Origin of the sequence: Kitasatospora kazusensis (assembly GCF_039529945.1) — a bacterium.
Lineage (GTDB): Bacteria > Actinomycetota > Actinomycetes > Streptomycetales > Streptomycetaceae > Kitasatospora > Kitasatospora kazusensis.
This window is the reverse complement of sequence record NZ_BAAANT010000006.1, coordinates 98,130-112,252: the sequence shown is the minus strand read 5'-3', so window position 1 is coordinate 112,252 and position 14,123 is coordinate 98,130. Positions and strand designations below refer to the sequence as shown.

The window sequence follows — 14,123 nt, the reverse complement described above, 5'->3', positions numbered from 1 at the left end:
GCCGCCCCCAGGCGCGCGGCCCGCACCCACCCCGTCCCGCAAGTCCCGCAAGTCCCGCAAGGAGAACACTCGTGACCACGACCGTGCCCGGACCGCTGTACCAGCCCGCCGGGACCGCCGCCGGCCTGGAGAGCGTCCGGGGGCTGGTGAACACCGCCCTGGACATCCTCCAGGAGGTCTCCGCCGCCCGGCTCGGACCGGTGGCCCCCGGCGGCCCCGAGGGCGCGCGGTCCGCCGCGGCGAAGGCGCTCGCCGGACCGCTGCTGCCCGAGCAGGGCGGCGACGCCACCGAGGTCCTCGGCGACCTCGTCCGCTCGTACGCCGAGTGGTCGGTGGACATCACCCACCCGGCGGCGCTGGCCCGGATGCAGCCCCCGCCGACCGACGTGGCCGCCGCCGCCGAGCTGGTCGGCGCCGTCCTCAACCAGTCCCTGCACGCCTGGGAGAGCGGCCCGTTCGCACTGGAGCTGGACCGCTGGGTGATCGCCCAGCTGGCCGAACTGGTCGGCTACGACAGCACCGAGGCCGGCGGCACGCTCACCTCCGGCGGCAGCGTCTCCAACCTGATGGCCATGACCATGGCCCGCGACACCACCATCGCCGACAAGCTCGGCCGGCACGCCTTCCAGGAGGGCCTGCTGCGGCTCGGCGTCCAGCCCGTGGTGCTCTGCCCGCAGGGCGTGCACTTCTCGATCGAGCGCGCCGTGCGCCTGCTGGGCATCGGCGAGGACAACATCCGCACCGTCCCGATCGACCGCGACGGCCGGATGATCCCCGCCGAGGCCGACCGCATCCTCACCGAACTCCCCGAGGGCGAACTGGCCGTGGCCATCGTCGCGGTGGCCGGTTCCACCGACCTCGGCATCGTCGACCCGCTCCCCGAACTGGCCGTGATCGCGCGCAAGCACGGGGTCTGGCTGCACGCGGACGCGGCCTACGGCGCCGGCGCCCTGTTCTCCCCCCGGCTGCGCGGCATGCTGGACGGCATCGCCGAGGCCGACTCGGTCACCATGGACCTGCACAAGTTCGGCTGGACCCCGGCCTCCTCGGCGGCCCTGCTGGTGCGCCGGGCCGAGACCATGCTCTCGTTCGGCCTCCAGCCGACCACCTGCCTCAGCGCCGACGACGACACCTGCGCCGGCTACATCGGCTCGCAGAACACCTCGCTGCAGACCACCCGCCGGGTCGACGCGCTCAAGATCGCGGTCTCCATGCGCACCCTCGGCCGCGAGGCGGTCGGCGCCATGGTCGACACCTGCCACGACCTCGCCCGCCACGCCGCGGCCCGGATCCAGGCCGAGCCGAAGCTCGAACTCGGCACCGAACCGCCGCTCACCGCCGTGCTGTTCCGCTACCTGCCGGGCCACGGGCTGGACGCCGACGCCTTCAACGGCGCCCTGCGCCGCCGGGTGATGGAGGACGGCCGGGCGCTGCTGGCCCGCACCCACATCGCGGAGGAGGACGGCACGAGCCGGGTCTTCCTCAAGCTGATGCTGCTCAACCCGGAGACCACCACCGGGCAGCTCGACCGGATCATCGACGAGCTGCTCGCCACGGCAGCCGAGCAGGAAGCCGCCGCGGCCGGCGCCTGACCGCCGCCGACCGTACGTCCGAGGTTCCAGGAGAGAGACCGGCGATGTCCAAGGTGGACCAGATACCCGCGCAACCGGGCCACGACGACGGCGCGGCCGACCCCGTGCGCGAGTCCATGCGGCGGCTGCCCGGCCTGTTCGCCCTGCCCCTGACGCTGCTGACCGGCCGGCCGCACGCCGGTCAGCGGCCGATCGCCCACACCCCGGCCGGGCACCTGCGTAACGCCGTCCAGTCCGTGCTGGCCGGCCTGCTGGTCAGCGCGTTCGCGCTGGCGGAGGCCGGCTGGGCCCTGGTCCTGCTGCTCCCGGGGTGGGCGATGACCCTGCACGGGGCCCGGAACCTGCGCATGATGATCTACCACCAGTGCGCCCACGCGAACATGTGGGGGAACCGGCGGGCGGACGCCGCGCTCGGCCGGGCCATCGCGGCCCTGCTGATGATCCAGGACTTCGGCCGGTACAGCGCCGAGCACGTCAGCGACCACCACGCGCTGCACCACATGACGCGCCGTGACCCCACCGTCCAGGCCTTCCTGCTGACGCTGCGGCTCCGGCCCGGGATGAGCCGGCGCCGGATGTGGCGGCGGGTGCTCGGCCGGACCGTCTCGCCCGTGTTCCACCTGCGCTTCCTGACCGCCCGGATCCGGTCCTACTTCCACGCGGCGACCCCGGCCGCCCGCACGGCCACCTCGGCCGGCCTGCTGCTGGCGGCCGGGCTGGCCGGCTGGCTGCACCTGTGGACGCTGCTGCTGGTCGGCTGGGTGTTCCCGATGACGGTGCTCTACCAGATCAGCAACACCCTGCGGCTGTGCGTCAAGCACACCTTCCCCGCGCCGGAGCAGACCGTCCGCCGGGGCCGGGAGTACTTCGCCGGCCTGACCAACGGCATCTTCCTCGGCGAGCCCGCACCCGCGCCCGGCCTGCCGCCCGCCCGGCGCTGGGCGGCCTGGCTCCGCTGGTGGACGCGGATGCTGCTGGTGCACTTCCCGGCCCGCTACCTGGTGCTGACCGGCGACACGGTGGTGCACGACTTCCACCACCGCTACCCGATGAGCCGCAACTGGGCCGACTACCTCTTCGCCCGCGAGGAGGACCACCGGCGCGGCAGCCCGGGCTGGCCGCCCTACCGGGAGGTCTGGGGCCTGGTCGCCGCGATCGACCTGGTCTTCGACTCACTCCGGGCCGCGGACCCGCTGGAGTACGACCCCGACCTGCTCGCCGAGGCCAACCACCGTCAGCTCTTCGCGGCCTTCGACGACTGATCACCCGTCACACCGACTGCGTGGCCGCCAACCACCGGCGGACCCAACGGACTTACGGACAGGTGCCCATTGAACACCTCTCACGAGCGGCGCCAACGCCTGGTCATCCTGGGCGTGGCCGAGAGCGACGCGCACGCCGTCGCCAACCACCTGATAGGCATGCAGCTGCGCGAGCACGGCTTCACCGTGGTCAACCTCGGGGTGTGCACCCCGCTGAGCGAGTTCGCCGACGCCTTCGACCGGCACCCCGGGGCCGAGGCCGTCCTGATCGGCAGCCTCAACGGGCACGCCCACCAGGACCTCGGCAAGCTGCCCGAGCTGCGCGCCGCCGGCCGGCTGGCCTGCCCGGTCGTCGTCGGCGGCAACCTCTCGGTCGGCAGCCACAAGAAGCAGAGCGACCGGCAGCGCCTGTACGACCTCGGGGTCGACCACCTGCTCTCCGACTCCGACGAACTCGTGCTGCTGCTCGACCTGTTGCACGCGGCCGGGGCGGCCAGGGCGCCCGAGTTGCAGAATGGCTGACCTGAACGGCCTGGAACTCGATCCGCAGGTCGCCGCCGAACTGCCGGACTGGCACGACATCCTGGCGTACCTCCGGGAGCCCGGCCGCCCGCACGCCGTCGAGGTGCTGCGGGCCGCCGACGCCGCCGGGCGGCCCGCCGTCCAGCCGCGCTGCGGCGTCGGCGGCCACGACCGGATGCTGGCGCTGCTGCGCGAGCTGGAACCCGCCGGGCCCGGGATCCTCTCGCTCACCATCGACTCGCACACCCGGCTCCGCAGGTTCGACACCGCGCGGGCGCTGCTGGACGGCGACCCGGCCGACCTGAACGGCTACCCGCTGGTCTCGCACGGCTGGCGGCGCGGCCGCGAACTGGCCGAGGCCGTCGCCGTCCCGCTGGAGGTCCGGCACGGATCGCCCGACGGCCGCGACCTGTTCGCCGTCGCCCTCGCCGCCGGCATCACCTCCTTCGAGGGCGGCGGCATCGGCTACAACCTGCCGTACTCCAAGAACGTCCCGCTCGCCCACTCGCTGCGCGCCTGGCAGCAGGTGGACGCGCTGTGCGGCGTGCTCGCCGAGTCCGGGGTGGTGGTCGACCGGGAGCTGTTCGGCACCCTGACGGCGGTGCTCGTACCGCCGTCCGTCAGCCTGGCCGTCACCCTGCTGGAGGCGCTCGCGGCCGTCGCCGAGGGCGTCCGCTGCCTGTCGGTGGCCTACCCGCAGGGCGGCGAGGTGCACCAGGACATCGCCGCGCTGCGCGCCGTCCGCTCGCTGGCCCGCCGCTACCTCGGCCCGGAGGTCGAGGTCTTCCCGGTGCTGCACGAGTTCATGGGCGTCTTCCCCCGGACGCCCGACTACGCGAACCTGCTGATCCTGCAGGGCGGTCTGGTGGCCCGGCTCGGCGGCGCGACCAAGGTGATCAACAAGACCGTCCAGGAGGCGTACGGCATCCCGGACGCCGCCGCCAACGCCGCCGGGATCCGCTCGGCGGCCCTCGGCGCCTCGGACCTGCTCGACTTCGTCCGGATCGACGAAGCCCGGGTGGCCGAGGAACTGCACTGGATCGAGCGGGAGGTCGCCGAACTCGTCGAGCCCGTGCTCGCGGCCGGCGACCTGCTCACCGGCATCGAGGCGGCCTTCCGCAGCGGCCGGCTGGACATCCCGTTCAGCGCCAGCATCCACGCCCGCTCCCTGGTGGTGCCCCGCCGGGACGGCGACGGCGCGATCCGGTACGCCGACGCCGGGGCGCTGCCGTTCTCCGGCGCGGTGCTGCGCCGGCAGGCCGACCTGCTGCGCGGAGCCGAGAACGCGCGGCCGCGCTCGCTGGTCGAGGCGGCCACCGCCGACATCCACTACTTCCTCGAAAAAGAGCGCCGCTCCCTCCCGGGAACGGCCCACCTCCCGCTGACCGACGACCCCCGATCGAGGTACCGATGACCACCGCAGACCTGACCATCCACCAGTCGCCCGACGGCGCACCGGACCCGGCGGAAGGGGAGCGGGTCTTCGCCGAGGACCGGGCCCACCTCTTCCACTCCTGGGCCGCCCAGGGCGCGGTCAACCCCGTACCGGTGGCCGGCGCGGCCGGCCGCCACTTCTGGGACTACAGCGGGAAGCGCTACCTCGACTTCTCCTCCCAGTTCATCAACCTGAACATCGGCCACGCCCACCCCAAGGTGATCGCGGCGATCAAGGAGCAGGCCGACCGGATCTGCATGATCGCCTCCACCTTCGCCAACGACAAGCGCGGCGAGGCGGCCCGGCTGATCGCCGAGCTGGCCCCCGGCGACCTCGACCACGTGTTCTTCACCAACGGCGGCGCCGACGCCAACGAGCACGCCGTCCGGATGGCCCGGATGCACACCGGCCGCCCCAAGGTGCTCTCGGCCTACCGCTCGTACCACGGCGGCACCTCCACGGCGATCAGCCTGACCGGCGACCCGCGCCGCTGGGCCAACGAGAACTCCGGCAGCGCCTCCGGGAACGTCGCGCACTTCTTCGGGCCCTACCTCTACCGCTCGCACTTCCACGCCACCACCGAGGCCGAGGAGTCCGCCCGCGCCCTGGCCCACCTGGAGCAGGTGATCGCCTTCGAGGGCCCCTCGACGATCGCCGCGATCCTGCTGGAGCCGGTGGTCGGCACGGCCGGCATCCTGGTGCCACCGGCCGGGTACCTGGCCGGGGTGCGCGAGCTGTGCGACCGGTACGGGATCGTCTTCATCGCCGACGAGGTGATGTCCGGCTTCGGCCGCACCGGCGAGTGGTTCGCGATCGACCGCTGGGGCGTCACCCCGGACCTGATCACCTTCGCGAAGGGCGTCAACTCCGGGTACGTCCCGCTCGGCGGCGTGATCGTCTCGAACGCGATCCACGAGACCTTCCGCGAGGTGCCCTACCCCGGCGGCCTCACCTACTCCGGACACCCGCTGGCCTGCGCCGCCGCCGTCGCGACGATCACCGCGATGAAGGAGGAGGGCATCGTCGAGAACGCCGCCCGGATCGGCGAGGACGTACTCGGCCCCGGCCTGCGCGAGATCGCCGAGCGGCACCCCTCGGTCGGCGAGGTGCGCGGCCTCGGCGTCTTCTGGGCGGTCGAGCTCGTCCGCGACCGCGAGACCCGGGAGATGCTCGTCCCGTACGCGGCCACCGGCGCCCAGAGCCGCCCGGTCGACGAGGTGGTCGCCGCGTGCAAGGAGCGCGGGATGTGGCCGGTCTACAACTACAACCGCATCCACATGGTCCCGCCGTGCACCATCACGGACGCCGAGGCCCGCGAGGGCCTGGAGATCCTCGACGCGGCACTGGACGCGGCCGACCGGCACGTGGCCTGACCGCCGGCCCTCGGACGGCGCGGAGCGCGGTCCGCCACGCGGAGCCGGCCCGTCGGTGGCACCCGGCAGGCCGGCTCCGCGTGGCGTGCGCCGTGCGTCGTGCGCCGTCGGTCAGAGGGCGACGATGCCTTCGCCGCCGACGGCGCGCGGCACGGGCTGGGAGCCCAGGGGCGTGAGTGAGCCGTCGTCGTTGACGGCGAACTCGTCGACGATGCCGTTGACCCCCGTCTGGGCGTAGAGGTAGTGCCCGTCCGGGGAGACCGCGGCGTCGACGGTGCCGGGGTCGGTGGGCGTGTTGCCCAGGGGGGTCAGCCGGCGGCCGCGGTCGGAGGCCCGGAAGCCGCTGAGGGTCGAGCTGCCCGCGTTCGAGGCGTAGAGCAGGTCGTGGACGGCGACGATCCAGCAGGTGGCCGACTGGCCCGTGGCGGCGAATGCCTCCTGCGTGGCGGTGCCGTCGCGGTGGACGGTGAACGTGGCGACGGCGTTCGTGCCGGCCTCGGTCAGGAACAGGCCGTGCTCGCCGTTGGGGACGAAGGCGAAGGGCACGGCGCCCGGCAGGTTCGTGACGACGGGGGATTCGGCGGGGGCGCCGGAGTGGTCGAGGCCGAACACCAGGAGGTTGCTGCCGTTCGCCTTGGTGGTGACGACGAGTTGGGAGCCCTCGCCGGTGAAGCCCACCTGCCCGGGGGTGTTGGTGAACTGGGGCGTGGCGTCCGGGTCGAGGCCCAGGCAGCGGTTCCAGTCGGCCTGCTCGTGCAGGCGGCCGTCGTGGACGGTGTAGCCCTGGACCGAGCCGCCGTCCAGCGCGTTGAGCACGTACACGACGTCGTCGTGGACGGCGACGCTCACCGGGAAGCGGCCGCCCGAGCCGACGACCTGGCGCAGGGTGAGCCGGTCGCCGTCCACGGAGAACACGGAGACGGTGTCGCTGCCGGCATTGACGGCGTACAGCAGGGCGTGACGGGTGTCGTACGTCAGGGACCCCTGCGAGGCGAGGTGGTCCGCGACCGACCCGGCCAGCACGCCGCCGAGGCCGTTCGTGTCGTAGGTGCCGGCCTGGGTCAGCCGTCCGTCGTCCGCGCGCCGGTAGGCGACGATCTGGTTGCCCGCCGGGTCGTCGGTCTGGACGAACACGGCATGGTGGCCGCCGCGGCCGTGCTCGCCGTCGGCCTGCGTCGCGGCAACGGCGGCCGGGGCACAGACGGCCACCGTTGTGAGTGCGGTGGCGAGGGCCACGGCGAGACGAGTGCTCTTCTGCACGGTGTTCTGCCTCCTTGAAGGGTCGGGACCGACGTCTCGGCCGGAGGCCTACGTCTCTGGTCGAGCCAGAGTCGGGCGTTGTGGCCGCGAGCCGAGACGACATGAACGAGGGCGGTGACGGGCGTGCACGCGATGCCGCCTCGGGCCGCCGGCTTGCCGTCCACCACTCCCGCAGACACGGTATGTGACGGTTTGTCCCAAACAGTGGAACGCTGCGGTTCGGCACCGCCGCGCCGCACGGTGGCAGCCGCTGCCGTCTTGTGACCCCGGTCCGTGCGCCGGGCGTGGCAGAAGATCTGACGGTCCGTCAATCATCAAGGCCCACCAGTGGGATGGCGTGTTGTATGAGCAGCGACAATCCTCCGAGTAACGATCGGGAGCCAGATCCGGCTGCAGGTTTCACCGGGCAAATGCCGGTCCTGCGAAAGTGATCATTGATATCAGGGAAATGGATTATCGAATTCCGCGGCCGGAATGCCGGAATTTGCCAAGCATTGTCCCGGGTTGGCCGAAGCGCGTAACTGAAAAGAGATGAACCAGGCGATTCCACGGGAGGGGTCGACGGATCGATAGTGGCTTTGCGCGTGACAGCGGCCACAACGCCAACTCTGCGGGTGTGCCCTGACGTTGCCATCCCTGTGCCCGGAACACGGACGACGGGGTCGCCACTTCGTTCCCACGCCCTGAATCGAGAGGCAGCTGAATGAAGCTCACCAAGGCACTGCAGTGGACGGCGGTGGCAGCGGCCACCGCCCTGGCCGTGTCCGCCTGCAGCAGCGGCAGTACCGGCCCCAAGCCCGGCCCGAGCACGGCCGCCAAGGACGGCGGAACGTTCCGGCTGGGCATCGTCGAGCCCACGGCCATCGACCCGTACAACACCCAGGAGTCCGAGGGCACGCTCGTCACCCAGAACCTGTTCACCGGGCTCACCAGCGTCTCCGCCGACGGCAAGATCTCCAACGCGCTCGCGGAGAGCCGCACGCCGAACGACGACTGCTCGCAGTGGACGTTCAAGATCAAGGGCGGCACCACCTTCAGCAACGGCGAGGCGGTGGACGCGGCGGCCTTCATCCGGGGCTGGACCCGGGCGGCGGCCAAGGTCTCGGCCTCCGACGTGGCCTACCACCTGGGTGAGATCGACGGGTTCAAGGAGCTCAACACCGGCACCGCCACCACCTTCCGGGGCCTCTCGGCGCCCGATGCCACCACGCTGGTGGTCAAGATGGCCATCCCCGACTGCGAGTTCGACGTCCGGACGTTCCACACCGTGTTCAGCCCGGTGCCGACGGTGGCGGGCGCGGCCTCCAACAAGGCGTACAACGACCAGCCGATCGGCAACGGCCCGTTCAAGATGGACGGCCCCTGGCAGCACAACAGCAAGATCACGCTGGTCCGCAACGACAGCTACGGCCTGACCAAGGCCCACCTCGACCGGGTCGAGATCTCCATCCTCAACGCGGCCAACGCCGACCAGCTGGAGTACCAGGGCTTCCAGGCGGGCCAGTTCGACTGGGCCCGGATGCCCACCGAGCAACTGACGGCGGCCAAGGCGACGTACAAGGCCAAGGGCGACTGGTACGAGTGGGACGCCAACGGCATGAACTACCTGCTGCCGATGCTCACCAGCGGCCCGATGAAGACCAAGGAGGCCCGCGAGGCGATCTCCTACGCGATCGACCGTGACGCCATCGCCCAGGGCGTCTTCAAGGGCTTCCGCACCTCAGCCACCACCATCGTTCCGCCCGCCTTCGCCGACGCCTACCAGAAGGGCCTCTGCGTCAGCTGCGTCAAGCAGGACAAGGACAAGGCCAAGCAGCTCGCCGCGCAGGCCGGGCTGACCCCGGGCACCAAGCTCTACTTCGGCTACAACACCGGTGGCGGGCACGAGGCCTGGGTGCAGGCCGTGGCGGCGCAGCTCAAGGACGTGCTCGGTCTGGACGTCCACATCGACGGCATCCCGTTCAAGCAGCTGCTGGACAAGGAGAAGACCCCGGACGCCACCGGGATCTACCGGGCCGCCTGGGGCGCCGACTACCCGACCCCCGGCAACTTCCTGAACCCGCTGCTGGCCACCTCCTCGATCAACGAGGACCCGGCCACCCACCAGGTCCAGGGCGACAACCGCGGCCGCTACAGCAACCCGGCCTTCGACACGCTGCTCCACCAGGCCACCGCCACCAAGGACCTGGCCGCCCGCACCAAGCTCTACCAGCAGGCCGAGAAGATCGCGATCGGCGACGACCTGGCACTCATCCCGCTCTGGAACCGCAGCCAGCAGCGCGTCGCCAACAACGAGAAGTGGGCCAACCTGACCTACGACTTCAACGAGAACCCGACCCTGGCGACGGCCTCGCAGAAGTAGCGCACCTTCGCAAGCGGCTTCGCCAGTAGGTGCACCTATCAGGATTGGGCAACCCAGGGGCGCGGGGAACTGCGCGAGGGCGGAAGGCAACGGTCCGCACTCTCCCGCTTCGCGCAGTTCCTCGCGCCCCTGGCTATGGCTGATCGGGTGCCTATCTACTGGCGGACGCCCTAAGGGCGGACGACGCCGCTCTGGCGCGACCCACAGAGAGGGCACAACCATGGGCAGGTACCTGCTGCGAAGGCTCGGCCAGATGATCGTCGTGCTGCTCGGCGCGACGTTGATCCTCTTCGCCTGTCTGTTCGTCATCCCGGGCGACCCGGTCGGCTCGCTGGCCGGCAGCGAGCGCGCCCGCGACCCCGCCGTGGTCAAGCAGCTGCGCGAGCACTACGGGCTCGACAAGCCGCTGGCCGTGCAGTACGTCACGTACATCGGGCACCTCGTCCAGGGCGACATGGGCGAGGACTACACCCAGCGCCGCCCGGTCACCGAGATCCTCGGCCCGAAGCTGGTCAACACCTCCAAACTGGCCGTCGCGGCGATCGTCTTCGACGTCCTGATCGGCGCGGGGGTCGGTGCGCTCGCGGCCCTGCGGCGGTACTCGATCTGGGACACCGTCGTCACGCTCGTCACCACCGTCCTGGTCGGCTTCCCGACCTTCGTGATCGGCATGCTGCTGCTCAACCTCTTTGCCGTGCAGCTCAAATGGGTGCCGGTGATCGGCGACGCGAGTGATCCGGTGCAGGTGATCCTGCCCGCGATCACGCTGGCCGTCATCGACGCGGCGCTCGTCGCCCGGTTGATGCGCGGCACGATGCTGGAGGTCCTGCGGGCCGACTACGTGAAGACCGCCATCGCCAAGGGCGTGCCGCGCAGGCAGGTGCTGCTCAAGCACGTGCTGCGCAACTCGGTGATCCCGGTGGTCACCTACATCGGCATCTCGTTCGGCAGCCTGCTGGGCGGCGCCATCATCACCGAGACCATCTTCAACTGGGACGGCGTCGGGATGGCGATGTCCACCGCGATCCAGCAGCAGAACAATCCGATCGTGGTCGGGGTGGCCACCTGGAGTGTCGGCATCTTCGTGGTGCTCAACCTGGTGGTCGACCTGATGTACGCGATGCTCGACCCCCGAATCCGGCTGAGCTGAGGGCGCGCCGACATGACTGACGAGACGACAACTGCCCTGCCCCGCAGGGGAAGTACCGACACCTCCGGAGAGCCCGCGATCCGGGTGGTCCGGGAGTGGCAGGAGGTCTGGCACCGCTTCGCCGCCAACCGGCTGGCGCTGCTCGGTCTGGTCCTGGTGGTCGCCCTGCTGGTGACGGCCGCCTTCGCGCCCTGGATAGCACCGTACGACCCGCTCAAGCAGGACCTCATGCACACCATCGAATCCCCCACCGGCGCGCACCTGTTCGGTACCGACGCGCTCGGGCGCGACCAGCTCTCCCGGGTGATCTACGGGACTCGGATCGCGGTGATCGTGGGCCTGGTGTCCATCCTGCTGACCCTGGTCATCGGCATCGTGCTCGGCGCGGTGGCCGGGTACTTCGGGCGGTTCTACGACACCGTGGTGATGCGCGGCGCGGACATCTTCTTCGCCTTCCCGCTGCTGATCGGCGCGATCATCATCATCACCGTGACCGGCCGTGGCATCTGGCCGGTGGTGCTCTCGCTCGCGGTCTTCGGCTGGGCCACCGTCGCGCGCCTGCTGCGCAGTTCGGTGCTCTCCGCCCGGGAAATGGACTACGTGCACGCGGCCCGGGCCCTCGGGGCCGGACACCTGCGGGTGATCGTCCGGCACATCCTGCCGAACTCGATCGCCCCGGTGGTCATCTACGGCACCTTCAACGTCGGCACGGCGGTGGTCGCGGAGGCCTCGCTGTCCTTCCTCGGCGTCGGCGTCAGCCCCGAGGTGCCGGAGTGGGGCAACATGCTCGCGGCCGGGCGCGGGTTCATCGGCGTGGCCGACTACATGTGGATGCTCCCCTCGCTCGCGGTGGTGCTGACCACGCTCGGCTTCATCTTCGTCGGCGACGGAGTCCGCGACGCCCTCGACCCCAAGCTCCGGTGACCGGCGTGAAGTTGACGACAGCGGAAGCGACGACGGAAGAGGGCGGGCGATGAGCAAGTCAGTGCAGGACACTCCGGTGGCCGAGCCGCCGCTGCTGCAAGTCGACGGCCTGCAGGTGGAGTTCAAGACCCGCGACGGCATTGCCAAGGCCGTCAACGGGGTCAGCTACAGCGTCGACGCCGGTGAGACGTTGGCGGTGCTCGGCGAGTCCGGCTCGGGCAAGTCGGTCACCGCGCAGGCGATCATGGGCATCCTGGACACCCCGCCGGGGCGGATCACCGGCGGCCGGGTGCTCTACCGGGGCGACGACCTGCTCACCATGCCGGAGGACCAGCGCCGGTCCGTCCGGGGCCGGAAGATCGCCATGATCTTCCAGGACGCGCTCTCCGCACTCAACCCGGTCTTCTCGGTGGGCTGGCAGCTCGGCGAGGTCTTCCGGGTGCACGAGGGGATGTCGAAGCGGGACTCCCTCGCCAAGGCGGTCGAGCTGATGGACCGGGTCCGCATCCCGGCGGCCAGGCAGCGCGTGGGCGACTATCCGCACCAGTTCTCCGGCGGCATGCGCCAGCGCATCATGATCGCCATGGCGCTCGCCCTCGGGCCGGATCTGATCATCGCGGACGAGCCCACCACGGCGCTCGACGTCACCGTCCAGGCGCAGGTGATGGGCCTGTTGGCGGAGTTGCAGGCCGAGTACCGGATGGGTCTGATCCTGATCACCCACGACCTGGGCGTGGTCGCGGACGTCGCGGACAAGATCGCCGTGATGTACGCCGGACGGATCGTCGAGACCGCCCCGGTGCACGAGCTGTACGCCCGGCCCGCACACCCGTACACCAAGGGACTGCTCCGCTCGATCCCCCGGCTCGACCAGCGCGGCCAGGACCTGTACGCCATCAAGGGGCTGCCGCCGAGCCTGCTGCAGATCCCCGCCGGCTGCGCGTTCAACCCGCGCTGCGAGCAGGCCACCGGCCGATGCCGGGACGAACTCCCGCTGCTCCAGGAGGTGTCGGACGAGGACGGCAACGACCTGCCCGGCCGGCACAGTGCCTGCCACTTCTGGAAGGAGACCCACCGTGGCTGAGCCCATTCTGAAGGTCGACGGCCTGGTCAAGCACTTCCCGCTGACCCAGGGCATCGTCTTCAAACGCCGGATCGGCGCGGTGCAGGCGGTCGACGGGATCTCCTTCGAACTGCACAAGGGCGAGACGCTCGGCATCGTCGGCGAGTCGGGCTGCGGGAAGTCCACCGTCGCCAAGGTGCTGATGAACCTGGAGCGGGCGACCGCCGGCCAGGTGCACTACAAGGGCCAGGACATCACCGGCCTGACCGGCAAGGCGCTCAAGGCGGTGCGCCGCAACATCCAGCTGGTCTTCCAGGACCCTTACACCTCGCTCAACCCCCGGATGACGGTCGGCGACATCGTCGGCGAACCGTTCGAGATCCATCCGGAGGTGGCTCCGAAGGGGAACCGCCGCAAGGCGGTCCAGGACCTGCTGGACGTGGTCGGCCTCAACCCCGAGTACATCAACCGCTATCCGCACCAGTTCTCCGGCGGCCAGCGCCAACGCATCGGCATCGCCCGGGGGCTGGCGCTCAAGCCGGAGATCATCATCTGCGACGAGCCGGTCTCCGCGTTGGACGTCTCGGTCCAGGCCCAGGTGATCAACCTGTTGGACCAGTTGCAGAGCGAGTTCGACCTCAGTTACGTCTTCATCGCGCACGACCTCTCGATCGTGCGGCACATCTCCGACCGGGTCGGCGTGATGTACCTCGGCAAGATGGTCGAGATCGGCACCGAGGAACAGATCTACGAGCACCCGACCCACCCCTACACCCAGGCCCTGCTCTCCGCCGTCCCCGTCCCGGACCCGACCGGGCGGGAGGACCGGCACCGGATCATCCTCTCCGGCGAACTCCCGTCCCCCGCCAACCCGCCGTCCGGCTGCCGCTTCCGTACGCGATGCTGGAAGGCGCAGCCGCGGTGCGGCGAGGAGGAGCCGCTGCTCGCCAACCCCGAGGGGATGGCGGGGGAGGCGCTGCACCACTCGGCGTGCCACTTCGCGGCGGAGCGGGAGCACGTCTGAGCGGACGTGCCCCACAAGTCGCCCGGCCCGCCTGGACGTCGAGCCGTTCGGTGAGTGACCGGACCCCCGACCTCATCGCTGAGATCACGTCCGAGGCTGCCGTCGGTCTCGCCCTCGCCGACGGCACCGACGTCCGGGCTGCTCCAGCCGGGTGGT

General features: G+C 70.9%; 11 protein-coding genes. 10 read left to right on the top strand and 1 reads right to left on the bottom strand.

The window, feature by feature from the left end; translation table 11 throughout:
* Positions 1–71: 71 nt before the first annotated feature.
* From ABD330_RS07575 to ABD330_RS07555, 5 genes are all read left to right on the top strand, one after another.
* On the top strand, positions 72–1,592 hold the full coding sequence (locus ABD330_RS07575; protein ID WP_344462143.1) for a pyridoxal phosphate-dependent decarboxylase family protein: 1,521 nt from the start codon (positions 72–74) through the stop codon (positions 1,590–1,592).
* Between the two features lie 44 nt (positions 1,593–1,636).
* Positions 1,637–2,854, top strand: coding sequence for a fatty acid desaturase (locus tag ABD330_RS07570; protein WP_344462141.1), 1,218 nt, complete (start codon positions 1,637–1,639; stop codon positions 2,852–2,854).
* 69 nt (positions 2,855–2,923) lie between these two features.
* Positions 2,924–3,376 (top strand): cobalamin-dependent protein, encoded by a 453-nt coding sequence (locus ABD330_RS07565; RefSeq protein ID WP_344462140.1) that lies wholly within the window; start codon positions 2,924–2,926, stop codon positions 3,374–3,376.
* A complete protein-coding gene (locus ABD330_RS07560; protein ID WP_344462138.1) occupies positions 3,369–4,790 on the top strand; it encodes a methylaspartate mutase in 1,422 nt (473 codons plus the stop codon). The genes ABD330_RS07565 and ABD330_RS07560 overlap by 8 nt, the downstream gene beginning before the upstream one ends.
* Positions 4,787–6,184 carry an aspartate aminotransferase family protein gene (locus ABD330_RS07555; RefSeq protein ID WP_344462136.1) on the top strand — a complete coding sequence of 466 codons (1,398 nt, stop codon included), beginning with the start codon at positions 4,787–4,789 and terminating at the stop codon, positions 6,182–6,184. Before ABD330_RS07560 ends, ABD330_RS07555 begins: the two co-directional genes overlap by 4 nt.
* Positions 6,185–6,295: 111 nt before the next feature.
* Here the strand turns inward: ABD330_RS07555 and ABD330_RS07550 are convergent, their stop codons facing one another.
* On the bottom strand, positions 6,296–7,444 hold the full coding sequence (locus tag ABD330_RS07550; protein ID WP_344462134.1) for a lactonase family protein: 1,149 nt from the start codon (positions 7,442–7,444) through the stop codon (positions 6,296–6,298).
* 703 nt (positions 7,445–8,147) lie between these two features.
* On the opposite strand from ABD330_RS07550, the gene ABD330_RS07545 reads away from it, so the two are divergent.
* The 5 genes from ABD330_RS07545 to ABD330_RS07525 all read left to right on the top strand — a co-directional run bounded on the left by ABD330_RS07545 (position 8,148) and on the right by ABD330_RS07525 (position 13,967).
* Complete coding sequence (locus tag ABD330_RS07545; RefSeq protein ID WP_344462132.1) at positions 8,148–9,806, top strand: peptide ABC transporter substrate-binding protein; 1,659 nt, start codon at positions 8,148–8,150, stop codon at positions 9,804–9,806.
* 220 nt (positions 9,807–10,026) lie between these two features.
* A complete protein-coding gene (locus tag ABD330_RS07540) occupies positions 10,027–10,956 on the top strand; it encodes an ABC transporter permease (RefSeq protein ID WP_344462130.1) in 930 nt (309 codons plus the stop codon).
* Between the two features lie 12 nt (positions 10,957–10,968).
* Positions 10,969–11,880 (top strand): ABC transporter permease, encoded by a 912-nt coding sequence (locus tag ABD330_RS07535; RefSeq protein WP_344462128.1) that lies wholly within the window; start codon positions 10,969–10,971, stop codon positions 11,878–11,880.
* Positions 11,881–11,929: 49 nt separating this feature from the next.
* Entirely contained in the window at positions 11,930–12,964 is a 1,035-nt protein-coding gene (locus ABD330_RS07530) for an ABC transporter ATP-binding protein (RefSeq protein ID WP_344462126.1), read from the top strand.
* Positions 12,957–13,967 (top strand): ABC transporter ATP-binding protein, encoded by a 1,011-nt coding sequence (locus ABD330_RS07525; protein ID WP_344462124.1) that lies wholly within the window; start codon positions 12,957–12,959, stop codon positions 13,965–13,967. The genes ABD330_RS07530 and ABD330_RS07525 overlap by 8 nt, the downstream gene beginning before the upstream one ends.
* The last annotated feature ends 156 nt before the right edge of the window (positions 13,968–14,123 follow it).

Coding starts and splice junctions, on each gene's coding strand:
- ABD330_RS07570 (WP_344462141.1), top strand. CDS start 1,637: ATGTCCAAGGTGGACCAGATACCCGCGCAACCGGGCCACGACGACGGC.
- ABD330_RS07560 (WP_344462138.1), top strand. CDS start 3,369: ATGGCTGACCTGAACGGCCTGGAACTCGATCCGCAGGTCGCCGCCGAA.
- ABD330_RS07555 (WP_344462136.1), top strand. CDS start 4,787: ATGACCACCGCAGACCTGACCATCCACCAGTCGCCCGACGGCGCACCG.
- ABD330_RS07545 (WP_344462132.1), top strand. CDS start 8,148: ATGAAGCTCACCAAGGCACTGCAGTGGACGGCGGTGGCAGCGGCCACC.
- ABD330_RS07540 (WP_344462130.1), top strand. CDS start 10,027: ATGGGCAGGTACCTGCTGCGAAGGCTCGGCCAGATGATCGTCGTGCTG.
- ABD330_RS07535 (WP_344462128.1), top strand. CDS start 10,969: ATGACTGACGAGACGACAACTGCCCTGCCCCGCAGGGGAAGTACCGAC.
- ABD330_RS07530 (WP_344462126.1), top strand. CDS start 11,930: ATGAGCAAGTCAGTGCAGGACACTCCGGTGGCCGAGCCGCCGCTGCTG.